Raw genomic sequence first — 17407 nt, forward strand, 5'->3', positions numbered from 1 at the left:
GCAGATGCAGAGCCTCGCCTTCGACGTTTCGCATACGCTGGCCGGCGGACTGGTGCTGATCAGCCTGATGATGCTGTATCAGGACCGGCTCTATTCGCTGCTCAACGTATTCGCGCTCCACGCTTTGGTGCTTTCGCTCTCGGTCGCCTGGCAGGCCTTCATCCAGGACGCGCCCCATCTCTACGTCACCGCGTTCATTGCCCTGGTGTTCAAGGCGATCGTTATTCCGGTGGCACTGCACCGCATCGTCAAGCAGCTCGGAATTCACCGCGACATCGAATCCGCCGTCGGAATCGGCCCGACAATGCTGGCCGGGATGGGCCTGGTCGCGCTCTCTTTGGTCCTCATGCTGCGGGTGACGAGCGACGCCGACCCGCTGGCGCGCGAGGATCTCGCCTTTGCCCTGTCGGTGGTGCTGCTCGGGCTTCTGGTCATGGTGACACGGCGCAACGCGGTCAGCCAGGTTGTCGGCTTCATGTCGCTCGAGAACGGACTGGTGCTGGCGGCGGCCGGTGCCAAAGGCATGCCGCTGGTGGTCGAGATCAGCGTCGCCTTCTCGATCCTGATCGCGTTCATCGTCATCGGCATCTTCCTGTTCCGAATCCGCGAGCGCTTCGATTCGGTGGACGTCTCCGCGCTCGACGACTTCCGGGGTGAGCGCCGATGACCCTGCCGTTCTTCGACCCGGTCACGGCGGTTCTGCTGATACCGATCGGCTCGGCGGCGCTGCTGGCCGCCCTGCCCGGCTACCGGCTGACGGCGCGGCTGAACGTCCTGGCCAGCCTCGCCACATTCCTGTCTGCGCTCGGCCTGTTCGTGATCGACCGCTCGTCGCCCGGACCGTACGTGTTGATCGACGATCTGAACATCGTCTTCATCGTGCTCAACACCTTCGTCGGTTTCACCACCAGCATCTTCAGCGCGAGCTATATCGGGCATGAACTCGAAACCGGACGGCTGACGCCGACTTACCTGCGCTTCTACCACGCCATGTATCAGATCATGATGTTCGGCATGAATCTGGCGTTCGTTTCAAACAATATCGGCCTGATGTGGGTGGCGGTCGAACTTGCGACGCTCACGACGGTGCTGATGGTCGGCATCTACCGTACTCATGCGGCACTCGAAGCCGCCTGGAAGTATTTCATCCTCGGCAGCGTCGGAATTGCGCTCGCTTTGTTCGGCACCATCCTGGTCTATATGGCGGCGCGCCCGGTCATGGGCGAAGGCCAGGACGGCATGGTCTGGACGCTGCTGGTCGAGCGTGCCGCGAATTTCGACGCGGCCCTGCTCAACGTCGCCTTCGTGTTTCTGTTTCTCGGCTATGGCACGAAGGTCGGCCTCGCGCCGCTGCATGCCTGGCTGCCCGACGCACACGCCGAGGGTCCGACGCCGATATCGGCCGTGTTGTCGGGCCTGCTCCTGAACGTCGCGCTCTATGCGCTGCTGCGCTTCAAGATACTGCTCGCCGCCAACCCGGCGTCGATTGCGCCCGGTCCGCTGATGGTGACGATGGGCCTGGTCTCGCTGATCTTCGCGGCGTTCATGCTGTACCGGCGGCGCGACATCAAACGCCTGTTCGCCTATTCCTCGATCGAACACATGGGCATCATCGTGTTCGCGTTCGGCATGGGCGGCCCGCTGGCCAATTTCGCCGGACTGCTGCACATGGTGATGCATAGCCTGACGAAGTCGGCGATCTTCTACGCCGTGGGTCATATTTCGCAAATCAAGGGCACCCAGCGGATATCCAGGATCCGGGGCCTGACCGTAACTCATCCAGCGCTCGGCTGGGGGTTGGTGGTAGGCGTCGTCGCAATCGCGGGACTGCCGCCGCTCGGGATATTCATGAGCGAATTTCTCGTCGTGAGTTCGACCTTCGCAAGGCAGCCGCTGCTCGCGATCGTGCTGGTGTTCGGGCTGCTATTGGCCTTCGGCGCCCTGACGTTGCGCCTGACCAGCGTCGCGTTCGGCGAACCGCGCGGCAGCACGGCACCTGCCGACGCATCCTACATTCCGATGTTCGCGCATCTCGCACTGGTATTGGGCGCAGGGATCTACCTTCCCGCCCCGCTGGTGGTCTGGTTCCAGCACGTGGCCCAACTCCTTGGATAGAGGACAGGACTGACATGCCATCGCTGATCGATCTGACGCTGGAAGGCCGCAAGGTCGGGCAACACGGCCCGTGGCCACGCGTCGTGGTCGATGCTTCGGTCTGGACCTTTGCGGCGAACGAACTGGCGCATGGACGCTGGAGCCTGCTTGGCCTGTGGGGCGAACCCGCAACGGTTCACATGGCGATCATGGATGGGCAGACCGCTGGCATCGCGGTCATCAGCCTAGATTGTCCCAATCGCCGCTTTCCCTCCGTAGGCCGGCATCACCCGCCGGCCCGGCGGCTGGAGCGCACCATCCACGATCTGTTCGGATTGTCCGCCGAGGATTCACCCGATGTACGGCCCTGGCTCGATCACAATCGCTGGGGCGTGCGCTTCCCGTTGGGCGAGCGCATCGACGCGCTGCCGAAGGCGGCGCCTTATCACTTTCTCGCCGCGGAAGGCGACGGCCTGCACCAGATTCCGGTCGGCCCGGTACACGCGGGCATCATCGAGCCCGGACATTTCCGCTTTACTGCCAGCGGCGAGACCGTGGTCCGGCTGGAGCAGCGGCTGGGGTATGTCCACAAGGGCATCGACGGCCTGATGACCGGCGCGAGCCTCGAACGCGGCGTTCGGCTCGCCGGCCGCACCTCGGGCGACAGCACCGTGGCCTATGCCTACGCTTTTTCGCGCGCCGCCGAAGCCGCACTTGATCTCGTGGTACCGGAGCGCGCCGTGTTCCTGCGGGCGCTGCTCGCAGAACTCGAGCGGCTCGCCAACCATCTCGGTGACATCGGCGCGATCTGCAACGACGCTTCCTTTGCGCTGATGCACGCGCATTGCGGCTTGTTGCGCGAGAGCGTACTGCGCGCAGCCGGTGCAGCTTTCGGCCATCGCCTGATGCGCGACGTCATCGTGGCCGGCGGTGTTGCCCGCGACGTTGGCAATGACGGGGTGGAAGCCATCCAGGCCGCGCTGGACAATATCCGCCTGCGCTTTCCCGCGCTGGTCGAACTCTACGACAACACCGCTTCGCTGCAGGATCGCACCGTCGATACCGGCACGTTGAAAGCTTCACTGGCGAGCCAATATGCCGCTGGCGGCTATGTCGGCCGCGCATCGGGGCGGTCCTTCGATACCCGCCGCGCGCTGGCCTATCCGCCGTATGACCGTCTGCGTTTCGACGTTCCCGTCCTGAACGAAGGCGACGTCAACGCCCGTGTCTGGATCAGGGTCCGCGAAGTCGAGCAAAGCCTCGCGCTGATCGACCAGATACTGAGCCAGCTTCCCAACGGACCGATACGCAAGGAAGTCCCGCTTGGAGGAGAGGTGCGCGAGGGCATGGCGATCGTCGAGGGATTCCGCGGCGACGTCCTGGTCTGGTTGCGCTTGCGCAATGGCCTGATCGAGCGGTGCCACATGCGCGACCCCTCATGGTTTCAATGGCCGCTGCTCGAGGCGGTGATCGAGAACAACATCGTCGCCGACTTTCCGCTCTGCAACAAGTCGTTCAACTGTTCCTATTCGGGGCACGATCTCTAAGGACGCCATGCGATGCGCAAGCTGCTTTTCGAAAGCGTGTTCCGTCAACCGCTCACCGAGCTGGCGCCGTCGGCGGTCGATGCCGCGGTGGCGGAACTTGTGGCCGCCGTTGGCCAAACGGCGCGGCGGCGGCTCGGCCGCAGCCTATCGATCCGCGAGGTCGATGCCGGATCCTGCAACGGATGCGAGCTGGAAATTCACGCGCTCAACAACGCCTATTACGACGTCGAGCGGTTCGGCCTGCGGTTCGTCGCCTCGCCGCGCCATGCCGACGTCCTGATGGTAACGGGACCCGTAACGAAGAACATGCGCGAGGCGCTGGAGCGCACCTATCACGCGACGCCGAACCCGAAATGGGTGGTCGCGGTCGGAGATTGCGCGCGGGACGGAGGATGTTTTGCCGGCAGTTATGCGGTGGTTGGCGGCGTCTCCGAGGTCGTGCCGGTCGATCTTCACATTCCGGGCTGCCCGCCTACGCCAACGGCGATGCTGCAGGGCCTGCTTGCGCTGCTCGAACGGGCGGATGCGGATACCGGCGCGTCCTGAAAACTGTGTTGCACCGTGACACCGCGACCGCGGCATGCCCAGTCGCCGAAAGCTGTGATAACGTTTCCGGTGTACGGCTCCGGTTCATCGGAGAGTGACGATGAGAAGCATCACGGCGTCGGCGGCCCGCAAGCTCGGCAAATTCCTGGCCAAGGACTTCCGCGAAATCTTCGGCCCGATGCATGACGATCTGGCAGAGCGCCTCGGCTCACTTGCGCGGATCACCATCGAATGCATTGGAAGAAGCGACGCTCTGTATCACAATTACGAGCATACGTGGCTGGTTACGATGGCCGGCCGCGACATCCTGCAGGGCATGATGATGTCGCGCCGCATCGAGCCTTCTGACTACACGCATCTCATCGTTGCCTGCCTGCTGCACGACATCGGCTATGTTCGCGGCATACTGAGCGGCGATACCGGCGACGAGTTCGTGATCAATGAAGATGGACGGAGAATTGCCTTGCCTCGCGGAGCGTCGGATGCCGCGCTGATGCCCTACCACGTCGACCGTTCGAAGCTGTTTGCCATGGAGCGGCTCGGGAATTCACCGGTGATCGACGCCGCACGCATCGTTGAGGCGATCGAACATACGCGTTTTCCGCCCCCACCCGAGAGGAAGCCGACGGAGACGAACATACCGCGTCTGGTTCAGGCGGCGGACCTGATCGGGCAACTTGGCGACCCGATGTACGCAAGGAAAGTCAATGCGCTTTTTTACGAATTTGAGGAAACAGGGATGAATCGCCAGCTCGGATATTCATGTCCGGCGGATCTCGTGGACAAATATCCGGATTTCTTCTGGAACAGCATCTCGGAACATCTCGACGAGGGCATCAAGTACCTGAACCTGACCGCTTCTGGCCGTCAATGGATCGCCAATCTCCATCACCACCTGTTATGCGCGGAAAATGCCCAACGTCTGATGGGACCGCAGCACTGATACGCGATGCTCGGCGGCGACGGCCTGAATCAACGAGCCCGCTCCAACGTCCGCGCGGCGGAGCTCTTGGCCTGGCGGACCGTCTTGACCTTCATCTTCGGATTTGTGACATGTTCGCGAAGGCGCACACCCCGCCCGCCGGTGGCGCTCGCGGCGCCCGGATTGATCAACTCGATCCCGGCGCTCTCGAGCGCGGAAACCAGTTTCATGAGGGAATCGACATTGGCGCGAATGACGCCATCGCTGGCTTCCATGCGTTGGATGGTCGGCACGGAAAGATCCGCGAGATCGGCCATCTGCCGCTGATCTATGTTCAGGAGTGCGCGCGCGGCCCTGAGTTGATTGGCGGTAATCATGGGACGGTATCTCCGATTCCGGATAAATACGGATATACCGTCTAAATTACATGCTCAAGCATCAATTCAGAGGTGCAGTACATCACATACGCCGGAGACATCCACCCGGCGCGATTGGCATCAGGCATGCTACATGATAAGCGATGTTTCATACATCCTATTTGATGCATGGTGATGTCAGGTGCGGTTGCTGGGGCGTTATCGGGGCACGAACGGCGAAATCGAGATCGTCGAATGTTCCGCGGACGGAACGCGGATCTATTTCGAGGAAGGCATCAGGCAGAGTCAGGCCACGCCCGACGGCGAGAGTGTCTTCAGCTATGTCAGGCTGATGGACGAGCTCTTGCATCGCGCGACGAACATTCTCGTGTTGGGATGCGGCGGCGGGAATCTGGCAACCAGACTGGCGCGTCTCGGAAAAGAGCTGACGGTCGTCGACAACAACCCGGTCAGCTTCGTGATTGCCCAGCGATATTTTGGGCTGCCGGATGGATTGCCGCTGATCGCGTCCGATTTCCGGAAATTCATTCTCGATGACGATCTGCTTTACGACGGGATCGCCGTCGATGTCGGAGGTCCGGATTTTCGCTTTGACGATGAATTCGACGTCGAGACGTGCGATGCCATCCGCGCGCGGTTGACGCCCGGCGGCCGCATCGTGATGAACGTGTTGGTCGCGAACGACATCGACCCGGTACCCGATCGCATCGCCGCGCGGCTTGCCGGCGACCGGCTGGCAGCGTGGATCATCGACGAACAGGGCGTCCAGGATCGAAACGCGATCATCGCATGTGTGCCGGAAAAGCGATTGAACGCACATACGGCGCTCGCCGAGGTGATGCAAAACAGCCTCGAGCGGTGGTCGATCCGGCGATGCAGATTGCGCGCTCGCGACCTCGGCGCGATGTATTCCGCTGCTGACAGATAGCGCGCAGCGGCAAATCGTTGCGCACCGGCACGCGTGCGCTTCCCGTGAGACGAAATTCTCGCACTGCGAAATGTCATCGCGGCGCGACGCGCAAAAGGACGCAGCGGGAGCGAACTGTCAGATTGAACGTGACGCCACGTCTGACAGATGCCAGTATCCAGGATAACCAAAAGCCGCGCACATCGGACGAAGCTCGGCTGCCGAGGGGGAAATAAAAGCGTCAACGTCGACGCGTAAGTTCCTTTTGGCCCAACCCGTCCGTTGGCGTCGCATGGGACAACAGATTGTCCATCGTCTGCTGATTTCGTTCCCCGCCTTGCTCGGGGTTCTCTTCCTCTGCTTTTGCCTGTTGCAGGTCGTGCCAGCCGATCCAGCGATGATCATCGCCGGCCCCGATGCCAAGGCCGAGACCATCGCCGCCATCCGCCAGGAACTCGGTCTCGACCGGTCGATCCCGGTCCAGTTCTTCGAATACATCCTGCGTGTGCTGCGCGGCGATCTCGGCCGCTCCATCATTTCAAACCGGATGGTGAGCGAGGAACTGGCGATGACGATCGGCCCTACGATCGAGCTGATGCTGGGTGCGATGCTGATCGCGGTGCCAGCCGGGCTCGCGCTCGGGACGCTGGCGGCAGTCCATCGCGGCCGCCTCACCGATCGCATCATCATGGCCTGCTCGGTCGCGGGCGTATCGATGCCGGTGTTCTTCATCGGGCTGATCCTGATCCAGTTCGTCGGATTCAAATGGGCGCTGTTACCCTTCACCGGCCGCACCGGGCCGGTATGGGATGGCGGGCTGCCGAGCCTGATTCTGCCGGCGCTGACGCTGGGCGCAGTGTTGATCGGCCCGATCGCGCGGCTGACCCGCACCGCCGTGCTCGAAGTGCTCGGCGCCGATTTCGTTCGCACGGCGCGCGCCAAGGGACTGCGCGAACGGGTGGTGATCATTCACCATGCGCTGCGCAACGCCATGATCCCGGTCGTCACCCTGATCGGCTTGCAGGCGGCATTCCTGCTCGGCGGCGCGGTCGTCACGGAAACCATGTTCTCGTGGCCCGGCGTCGGCCGGCTCGCCGTCGGCGCCATCGTCTCCAGCGATTTTCCGACGGCGCAGGGCGCGATCATGATCCTCGCCATCGCCTTCCTGTCGATCAACCTCCTGGTCGATGTTCTCTACGTCTATCTCGATCCGAGGGTGCAGCGCAGATGAGCGTCGATGCTCTCGAACAAGGCTTTGTCCAGGAGCGCGAAACCGGCGTATTCGCCCGCGCCGGGGTGTTGCGCCGGCTGGCGCGCGACCGGGTTGCTGCGCTCGCCGGGCTGGTACTCACGGCAATCGTGCTGGCGGCGCTGTTTGCGCCCTGGATCGCGCCCTACGATCCCTACTTCACCGACCTCACGAAAGTGATGCGTCCACCCGATGCCGCGCACTGGTTCGGCACCGATAATACCGGCCGCGACATTTTCAGCCGAGTCCTTTACGGCACGCGCAACACGCTGATGCTCGGGCTGGTCGGCGTGATCGTCGGCGGTTTCATCGGTGGTGTCCTCGGCATCCTCGCCGCCTACTACCGGCGGCTGGACGGCTGGATCATGCGGCTGGTCGACGTGATGCTCGCCTTCCCCGCGATCCTGATCGGTCTTGCAGTGGCCGCGATCTTCGGCGCCGGACTAGCGGCCGTGGTGATCGCGCTCGTCGTTGCCACCGTGCCCGACGTCGCCCGCGTTGCGCGAGGTGCCGCGATCGGCGTGATGGGCCAGGAATTCATGGAGGCCGGCCGCGCCGTGGGCGTCTCCGACGGCGAACTGATCTGGCGCTACCTGACGCTGAACTGCATCTCGACGATCTTCGTGTTCCTGACGCTGCGCTTCGGCCAGATCATCCTGATCGGCGCGGCGCTCGGCTTTCTCGGCATGGGCGCGCAGCCGCCGACCGCGGAGCTCGGCATGATGGCAGCGCAGGGCCGCGACTTCCTGTTCATGGCGCCGCATATCGCGACGATCCCGAGCTGTGCCATCTTCGTGATCGTGCTGGCCGCCAACCTTCTGGGCGACGCATTCCGCGACGTCCTCGATCCGAGGCTGCAGACATGATCAGGTTCGCGCTGGGAATGTCCTTGGCACTGTCCGTTACGGGTCCGGCGTCGGCCCAGACGCTCCAGCTCATGAAGGGGATAGACGCGCCGCATTACGATGCGCAGCGCACGACCTGGGGACCGACGTCCGACATCGTCAACATGTTCCAGGATACACTGGTCGCGCTCGACTGGGACGGCCGCACACCCATTCCCTATCTCGCCAAATCGTGGACGATCAGCGAGGACGGCAGGACCTATACGTTCAAGCTGCGTGACGACGTGTCGTTCTGCAGCGGCAAGAAGTTCACTGCCGATGACGTCGTCTACAGCTTCAAGCGGCTCAAGGATCCCGCGATCAAGGCGCCCTATGCCTGGCGCGCCGGCAACATCAAGGAGTTGCGCGCGATCGACCCGTATACGGTCGAATACGAACTCGAGGAGCCCTACTCCGAGCTGCTGCTGCAGCTCACGATGTTCACCAACGTGATCCACAACAAGGAGAGCGTGGAGGCGCTTGGCAAGGATTACGGCATCAAGGGCGCCGACGGCACCGGACCGTGGTGCTTCGAGAGCTGGCAGCCGCGCACCGAGATCGTACTGAAGCGCCACGATGCCTACCGCTGGGGCCCGTCGATGTACAAGAACAGGGGACCGGTGAAGTTCGAAAAGCTCAGTATCAAGATCATGCCGGAGGAATCCAGCCGCGTGGCGGCCATGATGGCTGGCCAATTCGACATGACCCATCAGTTTCCGGCGCAGTTCATTTCGCAGGCCAAGGCCGCGCCGATGCTGACCGTCACCGAGGCCAAGCCGAATTTCCAGTTACTCTATTTCGGCTTCAAGACGACGCGGCCGATGGTGGCCGACCGGCGCGTGCGCGAGGCGATGAGCATCGCCATCAACCGCGCTGAAATTGCCAAGGGGGTCCTGCTCGGCAATGCGGATCCCGCCTTCACCATCGTCGATCCCGATGCGCTCGATCACGACGCCGGGACCAAGAGCATCGTAAAGGAGGATATCGAGCGCGCAAAAGCGCTGCTCGACGAGGCCGGCTGGAAGATGGGCAGTGACGGCGTTCGCGAAAAGGACGGCGTCAAGCTGCAGCCCAAGGTCTATTACACCCAGGCCGGCAACACCCCGCGCGTGGCCGAGGCGATTCAGGGCTACCTGCGCCGCATCGGCGTGCAATGGCAGCTCCAGCCCTGGGACTCCACGATCGCCTCCGCCAAGATGGCCGAACAGGACTACGAAATCTGGTCGGTGACGGTGCCGTACCTATCGGCCGGCGATCTCATGAACATCTACTTCGATTCCAGGAACATCCCGACGCCCAACCGGATGAACTGGAAGGACGCCGAAACCGATGAGTGGCTGAAGCAGGGCCGCTCGGCACTGACGGAAGCCGACCGCGCCAAATATTACGCGAAGGTGCAGCAGAAGGCGATGCGCGAGCACCTCTGGATGCCCGTGCTCAACATCAACATGAACCAGGTGGCCAACAAGAAGATATCAGACGCCAGGCCGCACATGATCTACCAGAACACCTTCTATAAAGGGCTGGACGTGTCGCGGCAGAAATAACCAGGGAGAGAACACGATGCGCAGCATTTTGACAGGCGTTGCGGCGCTGCTCGGAGCAGCCGCGATGTCTTCGGCAGCCGAGGCTCAGACCTTGCGGGTGATGAAGTCGCTCGACGCGCCGCACTACGACGGCCAGCGCACCACCTGGTCGCCGACGTCGGATATCGTCAACATGTTCCAGGACACGCTGGTGGCGCTCGACTGGGACGGCAAGACGGCGATCCCCTACCTCGCCAAGTCGTGGACCATCAGCGAGGATGGCAGAACCTATACCTTCAAGCTGCGCGACGACGTCACGTTTTGCAGCGGCAAGAAGTTCACCGCCGCCGATGTTGTCTACAGCTTCAAGCGGCTGAAGGATCCGGAGACCAAGGCGCCATACCATTGGCGAGCCGGCGACATCAAGGAGCTGCGCGCGCCCGATCCTTATACCGTCGAGTACGAACTGAACGAACCCTATTCCGAACTGCTGCTGCAGCTCACCATGTACACTAACGCGATCCACAACAAGGATAGCGTCGAACAGCTCGGCAAGGACTACGGCATCAAGGGAATCGACGGCACCGGGCCGTGGTGTTTCGAGAGCTGGCAGCCGCGCACCGAAATCGTGCTGAAGCGTCACGACGCCTACAAATGGGGCCCATCGATGTACCAGAACAAGGGCCCGGTGAAGTTCGAGAAGCTCAGCATCAAGATCGTGCCCGAGGACGCCAGCCGGGTCGCCGCCATCATGGGCGGTCAATTCGACCTCTCGCACCAGGTTCCGCTGCAATTCATCGAGCAGGTCAAAGCCGCGCCCAACCTGACCGTTCAGGAGGCCAAGCCGAACTTCCAACTGATGTACTACGGCTACAAGATCACGCGCCCGATGGTATCAGACAAGCGCGTTCGCGAGGCGATGAACATCGCCATCAACCGCGCCGACATCGTCAAGGGCGTCATGCTGGGCAACGCCGAACCGGCGTTCACCTTCGTCGATCCCAAGGCGCTCGATTTCGCCGAAAAGACCAAGGGCGTGATCAAGGAGGATGTCGAACGCGCAAAGAAGCTTTTGGACGAAGCCGGCTGGAAGGTAGGCAGTGACGGTATCCGTGAGAAGGACGGCATGAAGCTCGCTCCGCGAGTGCTGTTCACCCAGGTCGCCTATTTCCCGCGCGTCTCCGAAGCCATTCAAGGCTATATGCGCAAGATCGGCGTCGATTGGAAGATCGTGGGCTTCGACTCCACGATCGCCCCTGCCGAGATGGGCAAGCAGGACTACGAGCTGTGGACCGTCACCGTGCCCTATTTGTCGGCGGGCGAGCTGATGAACATCTATTTCAACTCGAAGAATATCCCGACGCCCAATCGCATGAACTGGAAGGACGCCGAGACCGACGAGTGGCTGCGCGCCGGCCGCGCCGCGTTGACCGATACCGAACGTGCGCTCAATTACGCCCGTGTGCAGGAGAAAGTGATGGGCGAGCATCTGTGGATGCCGGTGATGAACGTTGCGATGTACACCACCAGTTCGAAGAAGATGAAGAGCGTCCGGCCGCACATGCTCTACCAGAACACCTTCTACAAGGGACTGGATTACTCGTTCTGATGGACACGCTTCTCGAAGTCCGCGGCCTGAAAACCCACTTCGCGACGGACCGCGGCCTGTTCCGCGCCGTCGACGGCATCAGCTTCAGCGTTCCCAAGGGACGCACGATTGGCCTCGTCGGCGAATCCGGTTGCGGCAAGAGCGCGACGTCGCTTTCGGTGATGGGCCTGGTGCCGAGCCCGCCGGGCAAGGTCGAGGCCGAGGCGGTTCTGTTCGGCAATCGCGACGTGCTGAAGCTCACCGCCGACGAGCGGCGCAGGTTGCGCGGCGGCAAGATGTCGATGATCTTTCAGGAGCCGATGACCTCGCTCAATCCGGTCCACACCGTGGGCCAGCAGATCATCGAGGCGATCCTCGCCCACACCGCGATGTCGCCCCGCGCGGCGCGAGCGCGCGCGATCGAAATGCTCGAACTGGTGCGCATTCCGTCGGCGGCGCAGCGCATCGACGACTTCCCGCACAACATGTCGGGCGGCATGCGCCAGCGCGTCATGATCGCGATGGCGCTCTCCTGCGAACCGGCGCTGTTGATCGCCGACGAGCCGACCACGGCGCTCGACGTCACCATCCAGGCGCAAATTCTTGACCTGTTGAGCGACCTGCAGCGGCGGCTCGGCATGGCGATCCTGATCATCACCCATGATCTCGGCGTCATCGCCGAGGTCGCCGACCAGGTGCTGGTGATGTATGCCGGCCGCATCGTCGAGAGTGCCGACGTCAACGACCTGTTCGCCGATCCGCAGCATCCCTACACGATCGGCCTGCTCGGCTCGATCCCGCGCATCGACGTCGACCGCAAGCGCCTCGCTACGATCGAGGGCACGGTGCCCAGTCCGAACAACCAGCCGGCAGGCTGTCGCTTTGCGCCGCGCTGTCCGTTTGCGGACCAGCGCTGCCGGCTTGATCCTCCGCCGTTGCGCGACATCGCGCCCGGCCATCGGGTGGCGTGCTGGAAGGCGCCGGTCGAGGTGACGTCATGAACGCGGCGCCGAACGATGCTCCTGTTTTGCAGGTCGACCGTCTGGTCAAGCATTTTGCGGTGACACGCGGGCTGATCCGCCGCAAGACCATCGGGCTCGTGCGCGCCGTCGAGGATGTGAGCTTCGAGATTGCCCGTGGCGAGACGCTGGCGCTGGTCGGCGAATCCGGCTGCGGCAAGTCGACCACCGGACGCCTGATCCTGCGTCTGATGGACCCGACTTCCGGCTCGGTGCGGTTCAAAGGCAAAGAAATCGCCGATCTCGACAAGGATGCGCTGCGGCGGATGCGCCGACATATGCAGATCATCTTTCAGGACCCCTACGCCTCGCTCAATCCGCGCATGACGGTCGGCGAAATCCTGGCCGAGCCACTGCGCGTTCACGAGATCGGCGATGACGCATCGCGTGAGGCGCGCGGCCGTGAACTCCTGGAGATCGTCGGCCTGCTGCCCGAACATGCAAGGCGCTATCCGCATCAGTTCTCGGGCGGGCAACGCCAGCGCATCGGCATCGCGCGCGCGCTCGCCGCCAATCCGGACCTGATCGTCTGCGACGAGCCGGTGTCAGCGCTGGATGTTTCGATCCAGGCGCAGATCGTCAACCTCCTGCAAAATCTGCAGCAGCGTTTTGGCCTTTCCTACCTGTTCATCGCCCATGATCTGGCCGTTGTGAAGCACATCAGCGACCGCGTCGCGGTGATGTATCTGGGCAAGCTGGTCGAGATCGCTGACAAGAAGACGCTCTATGAGCGGCCATTGCATCCCTATACCCAGGCGCTGCTCGCGGCCATCCCAAAACCAGATCCTGCGCTCCGCACCAAGCGCGTGATGCTGCAGGGCGACGTGCCGAGCCCGTTCAGGCCGCCGACCGGCTGCCGCTTCCACACCCGCTGCCCGCATGCGCAGGCGCGCTGCTCAGCCGAGGAGCCGGAGCTGCGCGAGGCGGCCCCCGGCCATCGCGTCGCCTGTCATTTCTTCGAGACGTTGCCCGCTCCCACCATTCTCGCGCGCGCTGGCCTTGCCAATGGAAAGTTCGCCGAACGGTTGGCAGCGTTCGAGGCGGCGAAGCAGGGGCTGAAGCGGACGGAAGCGCAATTACCCTCCGTGTTCAATGGCGCGGATAGCACCACGCAGCTCAGCTAGGCCGCGCAGCCGGCCGATCGCGGTGTAGCCGGGATTGGTGCGCTTGGTCTCCGCAAGATCATCGAGCATGCGATGGCCATGGTCCGGCCGGAACACGATCTGATTTTCCGGCGAACGCGTTCGGTTCTCGACAAGCAACGCCTTAAGCACCGCGATCATATCGACGTCCCCGTCGAGATGATCGGATTCGAAAAACGACAGGCCGTCGGCTTCGCGCCTGGTCGCGCGCAGATGGGCAAAGCCGATCCGCGGCGCGAAGCGCTTGGCCATCGCGGGCAGATCGTTCTCCGCGCGCACGCCGAGCGAGCCGGTGCAGAAACAGATGCCATTGGCCCTGGAAGGCACGGCGTCGAACAGCGCCTGATAGTCTTCGGCCGACGAGGCGATGCGCGGCAAACCGAATAGCGGGCGCGGCGGATCGTCCGGATGCAGCGTCAGCGTCACGCCGAGCTCTTCAGCCACCGGCGCCACGCGCGAGAGAAACTCGCTTAAGTGCTGACGCAGCACCTTGGAATCGATGCCGCGATATTGCTGCAGGCGGTCGCGGAATTGCGGAATGGTCAAGGGATCGGTGGTGGATCCCGGCAGCGCGCTGGCAATGTTGGTGATGAGGACGTCGATGTCGGCCTGCGTCATCTCTGAATAGACCTGCTTCGCGCGGCGCTGCGCGGCCTCGGAGTATTCGGCCGGCGCCTCGGGGCGCTGCAGGATGTGCAGGTCGAACGCCGCGAACCGCTCCTGGTCGAAGCGCATCGCCTTGGCCCCGTTCGGCAGCTCCCATTCGAGATCGGTGCGGCACCAATCAACCACCGGCATGAAATTGTAGCAGATGATCTTGATGCCTGCCGCGGCGACCGCCTCGAGGCTCGCGATCCACGTCTCGATCGAGTGCGTCGCCTTGCCCCCGAGCCGCTTGACGTCATCAGGAATCGGGATCGATTCCACCACCGACCATTTCAGCGGCGAACGGCCTGCTTGCGAGTTCTCGATCAGGTTCTTGCGCTCCTCGACGGCCGAGCGCGTCCAGGCCTCGCCGATCGGCACCTGATGCAGCGCCGTCACCACGTCGGTCGCGCCGGCCTGGCGGATATCGTCGAGCGATACGGGATCATTCGGCCCGTACCACCGCCATCCCTGCAGCATCATGCGGAAGCTCCTGAAGTGAGAACGGCAATCAAGCGGTCAGCACGACCTTGACGCTTTGCGAACGGTCGAGTGCCAGCCGCACCGCATCCGGCGCGACCGCGAGCGGGCGCTGTGCCGTCACCAGCGAAAGCACGTCCACACTGCCGTCGGCGATAAGTTCGACCGCGGTGAAGAATTCCGTCCCGAAGCGGAACGAGCCATGGAGATCGATCTCCTTGGCCATGACCGCGTTCGCCGGCACCGGAATCTGCCCGCCCGGCAGGTTGCCGACCTGAACCACGACGCCGCCGCGCCTGACCGCACCGATCGCGCTCGCCAGGCCCGCCGCGGTGCCGGAGACTTCGAACGCCACGTCGAATGGCTGCGCTGCAGCCTGCGCCTTCAGCGCCTCTTCTCCGCCGGAGATATCGACGACATGATTGGCGCCCAACCTCGTGGCGAACGCCAGCGGCGCCGCCGCGATATCGACGACGGTCGTCTCGGCAATGCCTGCGCGCTGCGCGGCCAGCATGGTCAGGAGACCGATCGGGCCGGCGCCGAACAGCACCGCGCGCTTGCCGGTGACGTCGCCGGCGCGGGCGACCGCATGCAGGCACACCGCGAGCGGCTCGGCGAGCGCCGCCGCCTGATACGTCACGTGATCCGGGATCTTCACGCATTGCGCCGGGATGGCGTCGAAGTAAGACGCAAAGCCACCCTGCATGTGCGGCGTCTTCGAGGCCGACCCCATGAAGAAGATGTTCTCGCAGAGATTGGGCCGGTTCTCGCGGCAAGCCTTGCAATGGCCGCACCAGCGCGACGGGTTGACGGCGACGCGGTCGCCGACCTTCACGCCAGGCGCGGCGCCTGCGATCTCGACCACCTCGCCTGCGATCTCATGGCCGAGCACCAGCGGCGAGGTTACGACGAAATCGCCGGTACGGGCATGCCGGTAGTAATGCATATCCGAGCCGCAGATGCCGCCGGCGCCGAAACGAATGCGCACCATGCCTGAGGCAAGAGGATCGAGCGGCCGCTCGATCATGCGAAGATCTTCCGGGCCGAACAGGGTTGCGGCCAAAGCCATCGATGTCATTTTGAGAGTCCCATGTATTTAGGCAGCCAGAGCGTCAGCTCGGGGATGTACGTGATGGCGACGAGCGCCAGTAACAGCGGCACCAGCCAGGGCAGGATCGCCATGGTCGTGCGCTCGACAGACAGCTTTGCTACCCGCGCCAGCACGAACAGCACCATGCCGAGCGGAGGGTGAAGGAGGCCGATCATCAGGTTCAGCGTCATGATCAGCCCGAAATGGATCGGGTCGATACCGAGCTTGAGCACGATCGGCAGCAGGATTGGCACCAGGATGGTGATCGCCGCGATGGTGTCGATGAAGCAGCCGACGAACAGGATCAGGATATTCGCCAGCAGCAGGAACACCCATTTGTTCTGGGTGATGCCGAGCATCGCATCCGTCAGCATCTGCGCGGCCTGCGACACCGTCAAAAGCCAGGCAAAGATCGAGGCCGCGGTCACGATGAATAATACCGAGGCCGTGGTCTCGATGGTGTCGAAGGTGGCCTTCGCCACCGTCTGCAGCGTCATCGAGCGGTAGCGCACGAGCCCGAGGAACAACGACCAGATCACCGCGGCAACCGCGGCTTCCGTTGGCGTGAACCAGCCGAGCGTCATGCCGCCGATCAAAATGACGGGCGCCATCAGCGCCATCACCGCGGAGAAATCGAAGTACCAGTCGAGCGCCAGCAGGGCCACGAGACCGATTCCGACCGCCATGTTCACCGAAAGGCCGGCGACGACCAGCAGCCAGACCGCCAGTGGAAATCCGAGCACGATCAAGATCTCAAGGGCTGCCGAGCCAACCTGCGGCAAAGAGAACGGCGTGTCGTTGCCCCAGCCGTTCTTGTGCGCGAAATAGGCTACCGTCGCCATCATGAACAACGTCATCATCACGCCGGGGATCACCCCGCCGAGGAACAGCGCGCCGATCGAGACGTTCGCCATCATGCCGTAGATCACGAACGGCAGCGACGGCGGAATGATCGGGCCGAGCGTCGCGGACGCCGCGGTCACGCCCACGGCGAACTCGGTGGAGTAGCCGTGATCCTTCATCGCCTTGATTTCAATGGTGCCCAGGCCTGCGGCGTCGGCGATCGCCGTGCCGGACATGCCGGAAAAGATCACGGAGCCAACGATATTGACGTGGCCGAGGCCTCCACGCATCCAGCCTACCAGCACCACCGCAAACTTGTAGATGCGGCCGGTCACGCCCGCGATGTTCATGAGATTGCCGGCCAGAATGAAGAACGGAACCGCGAGCAGCGGGAAGCTCTCGACGCCGGCAATCATGCGCTGCGCCAGCGTCACGTCCGGCGTGATGCCGGTAACGAGAATATAGACCAGCGACGACACTGCCATCGAAAGCGCGACCGGCAGGCCGAGCAGCATCAGCAGCAGAAATCCCCCAAGCAGCAGCAGCAT

The 17407-nt window shown here is 63.2% G+C and carries 16 protein-coding genes; 12 read left to right on the plus strand and 4 right to left on the minus strand.

Translation table 11 applies throughout. From position 1 onward, the window contains the following. The first annotated feature begins 4 nt into the window (after nucleotides 1-4). The 5 genes from LMTR13_RS29835 (at nucleotide 5) to LMTR13_RS29855 (ending at nucleotide 5130) form a co-directional block, all read left to right on the plus strand. Complete coding sequence (locus LMTR13_RS29835) at nucleotides 5-667, plus strand: hydrogenase-4 component E (protein WP_065733076.1); 663 nt, start codon at nucleotides 5-7, stop codon at nucleotides 665-667. Next, on the plus strand, nucleotides 664-2115 hold the full coding sequence (locus tag LMTR13_RS29840) for a hydrogenase 4 subunit F (RefSeq protein ID WP_065730894.1): 1452 nt from the start codon (nucleotides 664-666) through the stop codon (nucleotides 2113-2115). Before LMTR13_RS29835 ends, LMTR13_RS29840 begins: the two co-directional genes overlap by 4 nt. A 14-nt stretch (nucleotides 2116-2129) precedes the next feature. Further along, nucleotides 2130-3641: a hydrogenase large subunit gene (locus LMTR13_RS29845; RefSeq protein ID WP_065730895.1), complete on the plus strand. Its 1512-nt coding sequence runs from the start codon at nucleotides 2130-2132 to the stop codon at nucleotides 3639-3641. A gap of 12 nt (nucleotides 3642-3653) precedes the next feature. Continuing rightward, on the plus strand, nucleotides 3654-4187 hold the full coding sequence (locus LMTR13_RS29850; RefSeq protein WP_065730896.1) for an NADH-quinone oxidoreductase subunit B family protein: 534 nt from the start codon (nucleotides 3654-3656) through the stop codon (nucleotides 4185-4187). 100 nt (nucleotides 4188-4287) lie between these two features. Further along, nucleotides 4288-5130: an HD domain-containing protein gene (locus LMTR13_RS29855; RefSeq protein ID WP_065730897.1), complete on the plus strand. Its 843-nt coding sequence runs from the start codon at nucleotides 4288-4290 to the stop codon at nucleotides 5128-5130. A gap of 29 nt (nucleotides 5131-5159) precedes the next feature. Here the strand turns inward: LMTR13_RS29855 and LMTR13_RS29860 are convergent, their stop codons facing one another. After that, entirely contained in the window at nucleotides 5160-5486 is a 327-nt protein-coding gene (locus LMTR13_RS29860) for a helix-turn-helix domain-containing protein (RefSeq protein ID WP_065730898.1), read from the minus strand. Nucleotides 5487-5667: 181 nt separating this feature from the next. Between LMTR13_RS29860 and LMTR13_RS29865 the strand changes: the two genes are divergently transcribed. From LMTR13_RS29865 to LMTR13_RS29895, 7 genes are all read left to right on the plus strand, one after another. Continuing rightward, nucleotides 5668-6414, plus strand: coding sequence for a polyamine aminopropyltransferase (locus LMTR13_RS29865; protein WP_065730899.1), 747 nt, complete (start codon nucleotides 5668-5670; stop codon nucleotides 6412-6414). A gap of 271 nt (nucleotides 6415-6685) precedes the next feature. Further along, nucleotides 6686-7624, plus strand: coding sequence for an ABC transporter permease (locus tag LMTR13_RS29870; RefSeq protein ID WP_065730900.1), 939 nt, complete (start codon nucleotides 6686-6688; stop codon nucleotides 7622-7624). Continuing rightward, nucleotides 7621-8508, plus strand: coding sequence for an ABC transporter permease (locus LMTR13_RS29875; RefSeq protein WP_083219278.1), 888 nt, complete (start codon nucleotides 7621-7623; stop codon nucleotides 8506-8508). The genes LMTR13_RS29870 and LMTR13_RS29875 overlap by 4 nt, the downstream gene beginning before the upstream one ends. A gap of 23 nt (nucleotides 8509-8531) precedes the next feature. Further along, nucleotides 8532-10073 (plus strand): ABC transporter substrate-binding protein, encoded by a 1542-nt coding sequence (locus tag LMTR13_RS29880; RefSeq protein ID WP_197520937.1) that lies wholly within the window; start codon nucleotides 8532-8534, stop codon nucleotides 10071-10073. A 16-nt stretch (nucleotides 10074-10089) separates the two neighbouring features. Next, nucleotides 10090-11661 (plus strand): ABC transporter substrate-binding protein, encoded by a 1572-nt coding sequence (locus tag LMTR13_RS29885; RefSeq protein WP_065730902.1) that lies wholly within the window; start codon nucleotides 10090-10092, stop codon nucleotides 11659-11661. Continuing rightward, nucleotides 11661-12641, plus strand: coding sequence for an ABC transporter ATP-binding protein (locus tag LMTR13_RS29890; RefSeq protein WP_197520938.1), 981 nt, complete (start codon nucleotides 11661-11663; stop codon nucleotides 12639-12641). Before LMTR13_RS29885 ends, LMTR13_RS29890 begins: the two co-directional genes overlap by 1 nt. Then, on the plus strand, nucleotides 12638-13783 hold the full coding sequence (locus tag LMTR13_RS29895; RefSeq protein ID WP_065730903.1) for an ABC transporter ATP-binding protein: 1146 nt from the start codon (nucleotides 12638-12640) through the stop codon (nucleotides 13781-13783). Before LMTR13_RS29890 ends, LMTR13_RS29895 begins: the two co-directional genes overlap by 4 nt. Here LMTR13_RS29895 and uxuA read toward each other — a convergent pair. The 3 genes from uxuA to LMTR13_RS29910 are packed head-to-tail and all read right to left on the minus strand — an operon-like array spanning nucleotide 13736 to nucleotide 17407. Further along, nucleotides 13736-14926, minus strand: a complete 1191-nt coding sequence (uxuA, locus tag LMTR13_RS29900) for a mannonate dehydratase (protein ID WP_065733079.1) — start codon at nucleotides 14924-14926, stop codon at nucleotides 13736-13738. The two genes, LMTR13_RS29895 and uxuA, sit on opposite strands and share 48 nt — an antisense overlap. 31 nt (nucleotides 14927-14957) lie before the next feature. Beyond that, nucleotides 14958-16004, minus strand: coding sequence for an L-idonate 5-dehydrogenase (locus LMTR13_RS29905; RefSeq protein WP_065730904.1), 1047 nt, complete (start codon nucleotides 16002-16004; stop codon nucleotides 14958-14960). Next, complete coding sequence (locus tag LMTR13_RS29910) at nucleotides 16001-17407, minus strand: TRAP transporter large permease (protein WP_065730905.1); 1407 nt, start codon at nucleotides 17405-17407, stop codon at nucleotides 16001-16003. The genes LMTR13_RS29905 and LMTR13_RS29910 overlap by 4 nt, the downstream gene beginning before the upstream one ends.

Origin of the sequence: Bradyrhizobium icense, assembly GCF_001693385.1 — a bacterium.
Taxonomy (GTDB): domain Bacteria; phylum Pseudomonadota; class Alphaproteobacteria; order Rhizobiales; family Xanthobacteraceae; genus Bradyrhizobium; species Bradyrhizobium icense.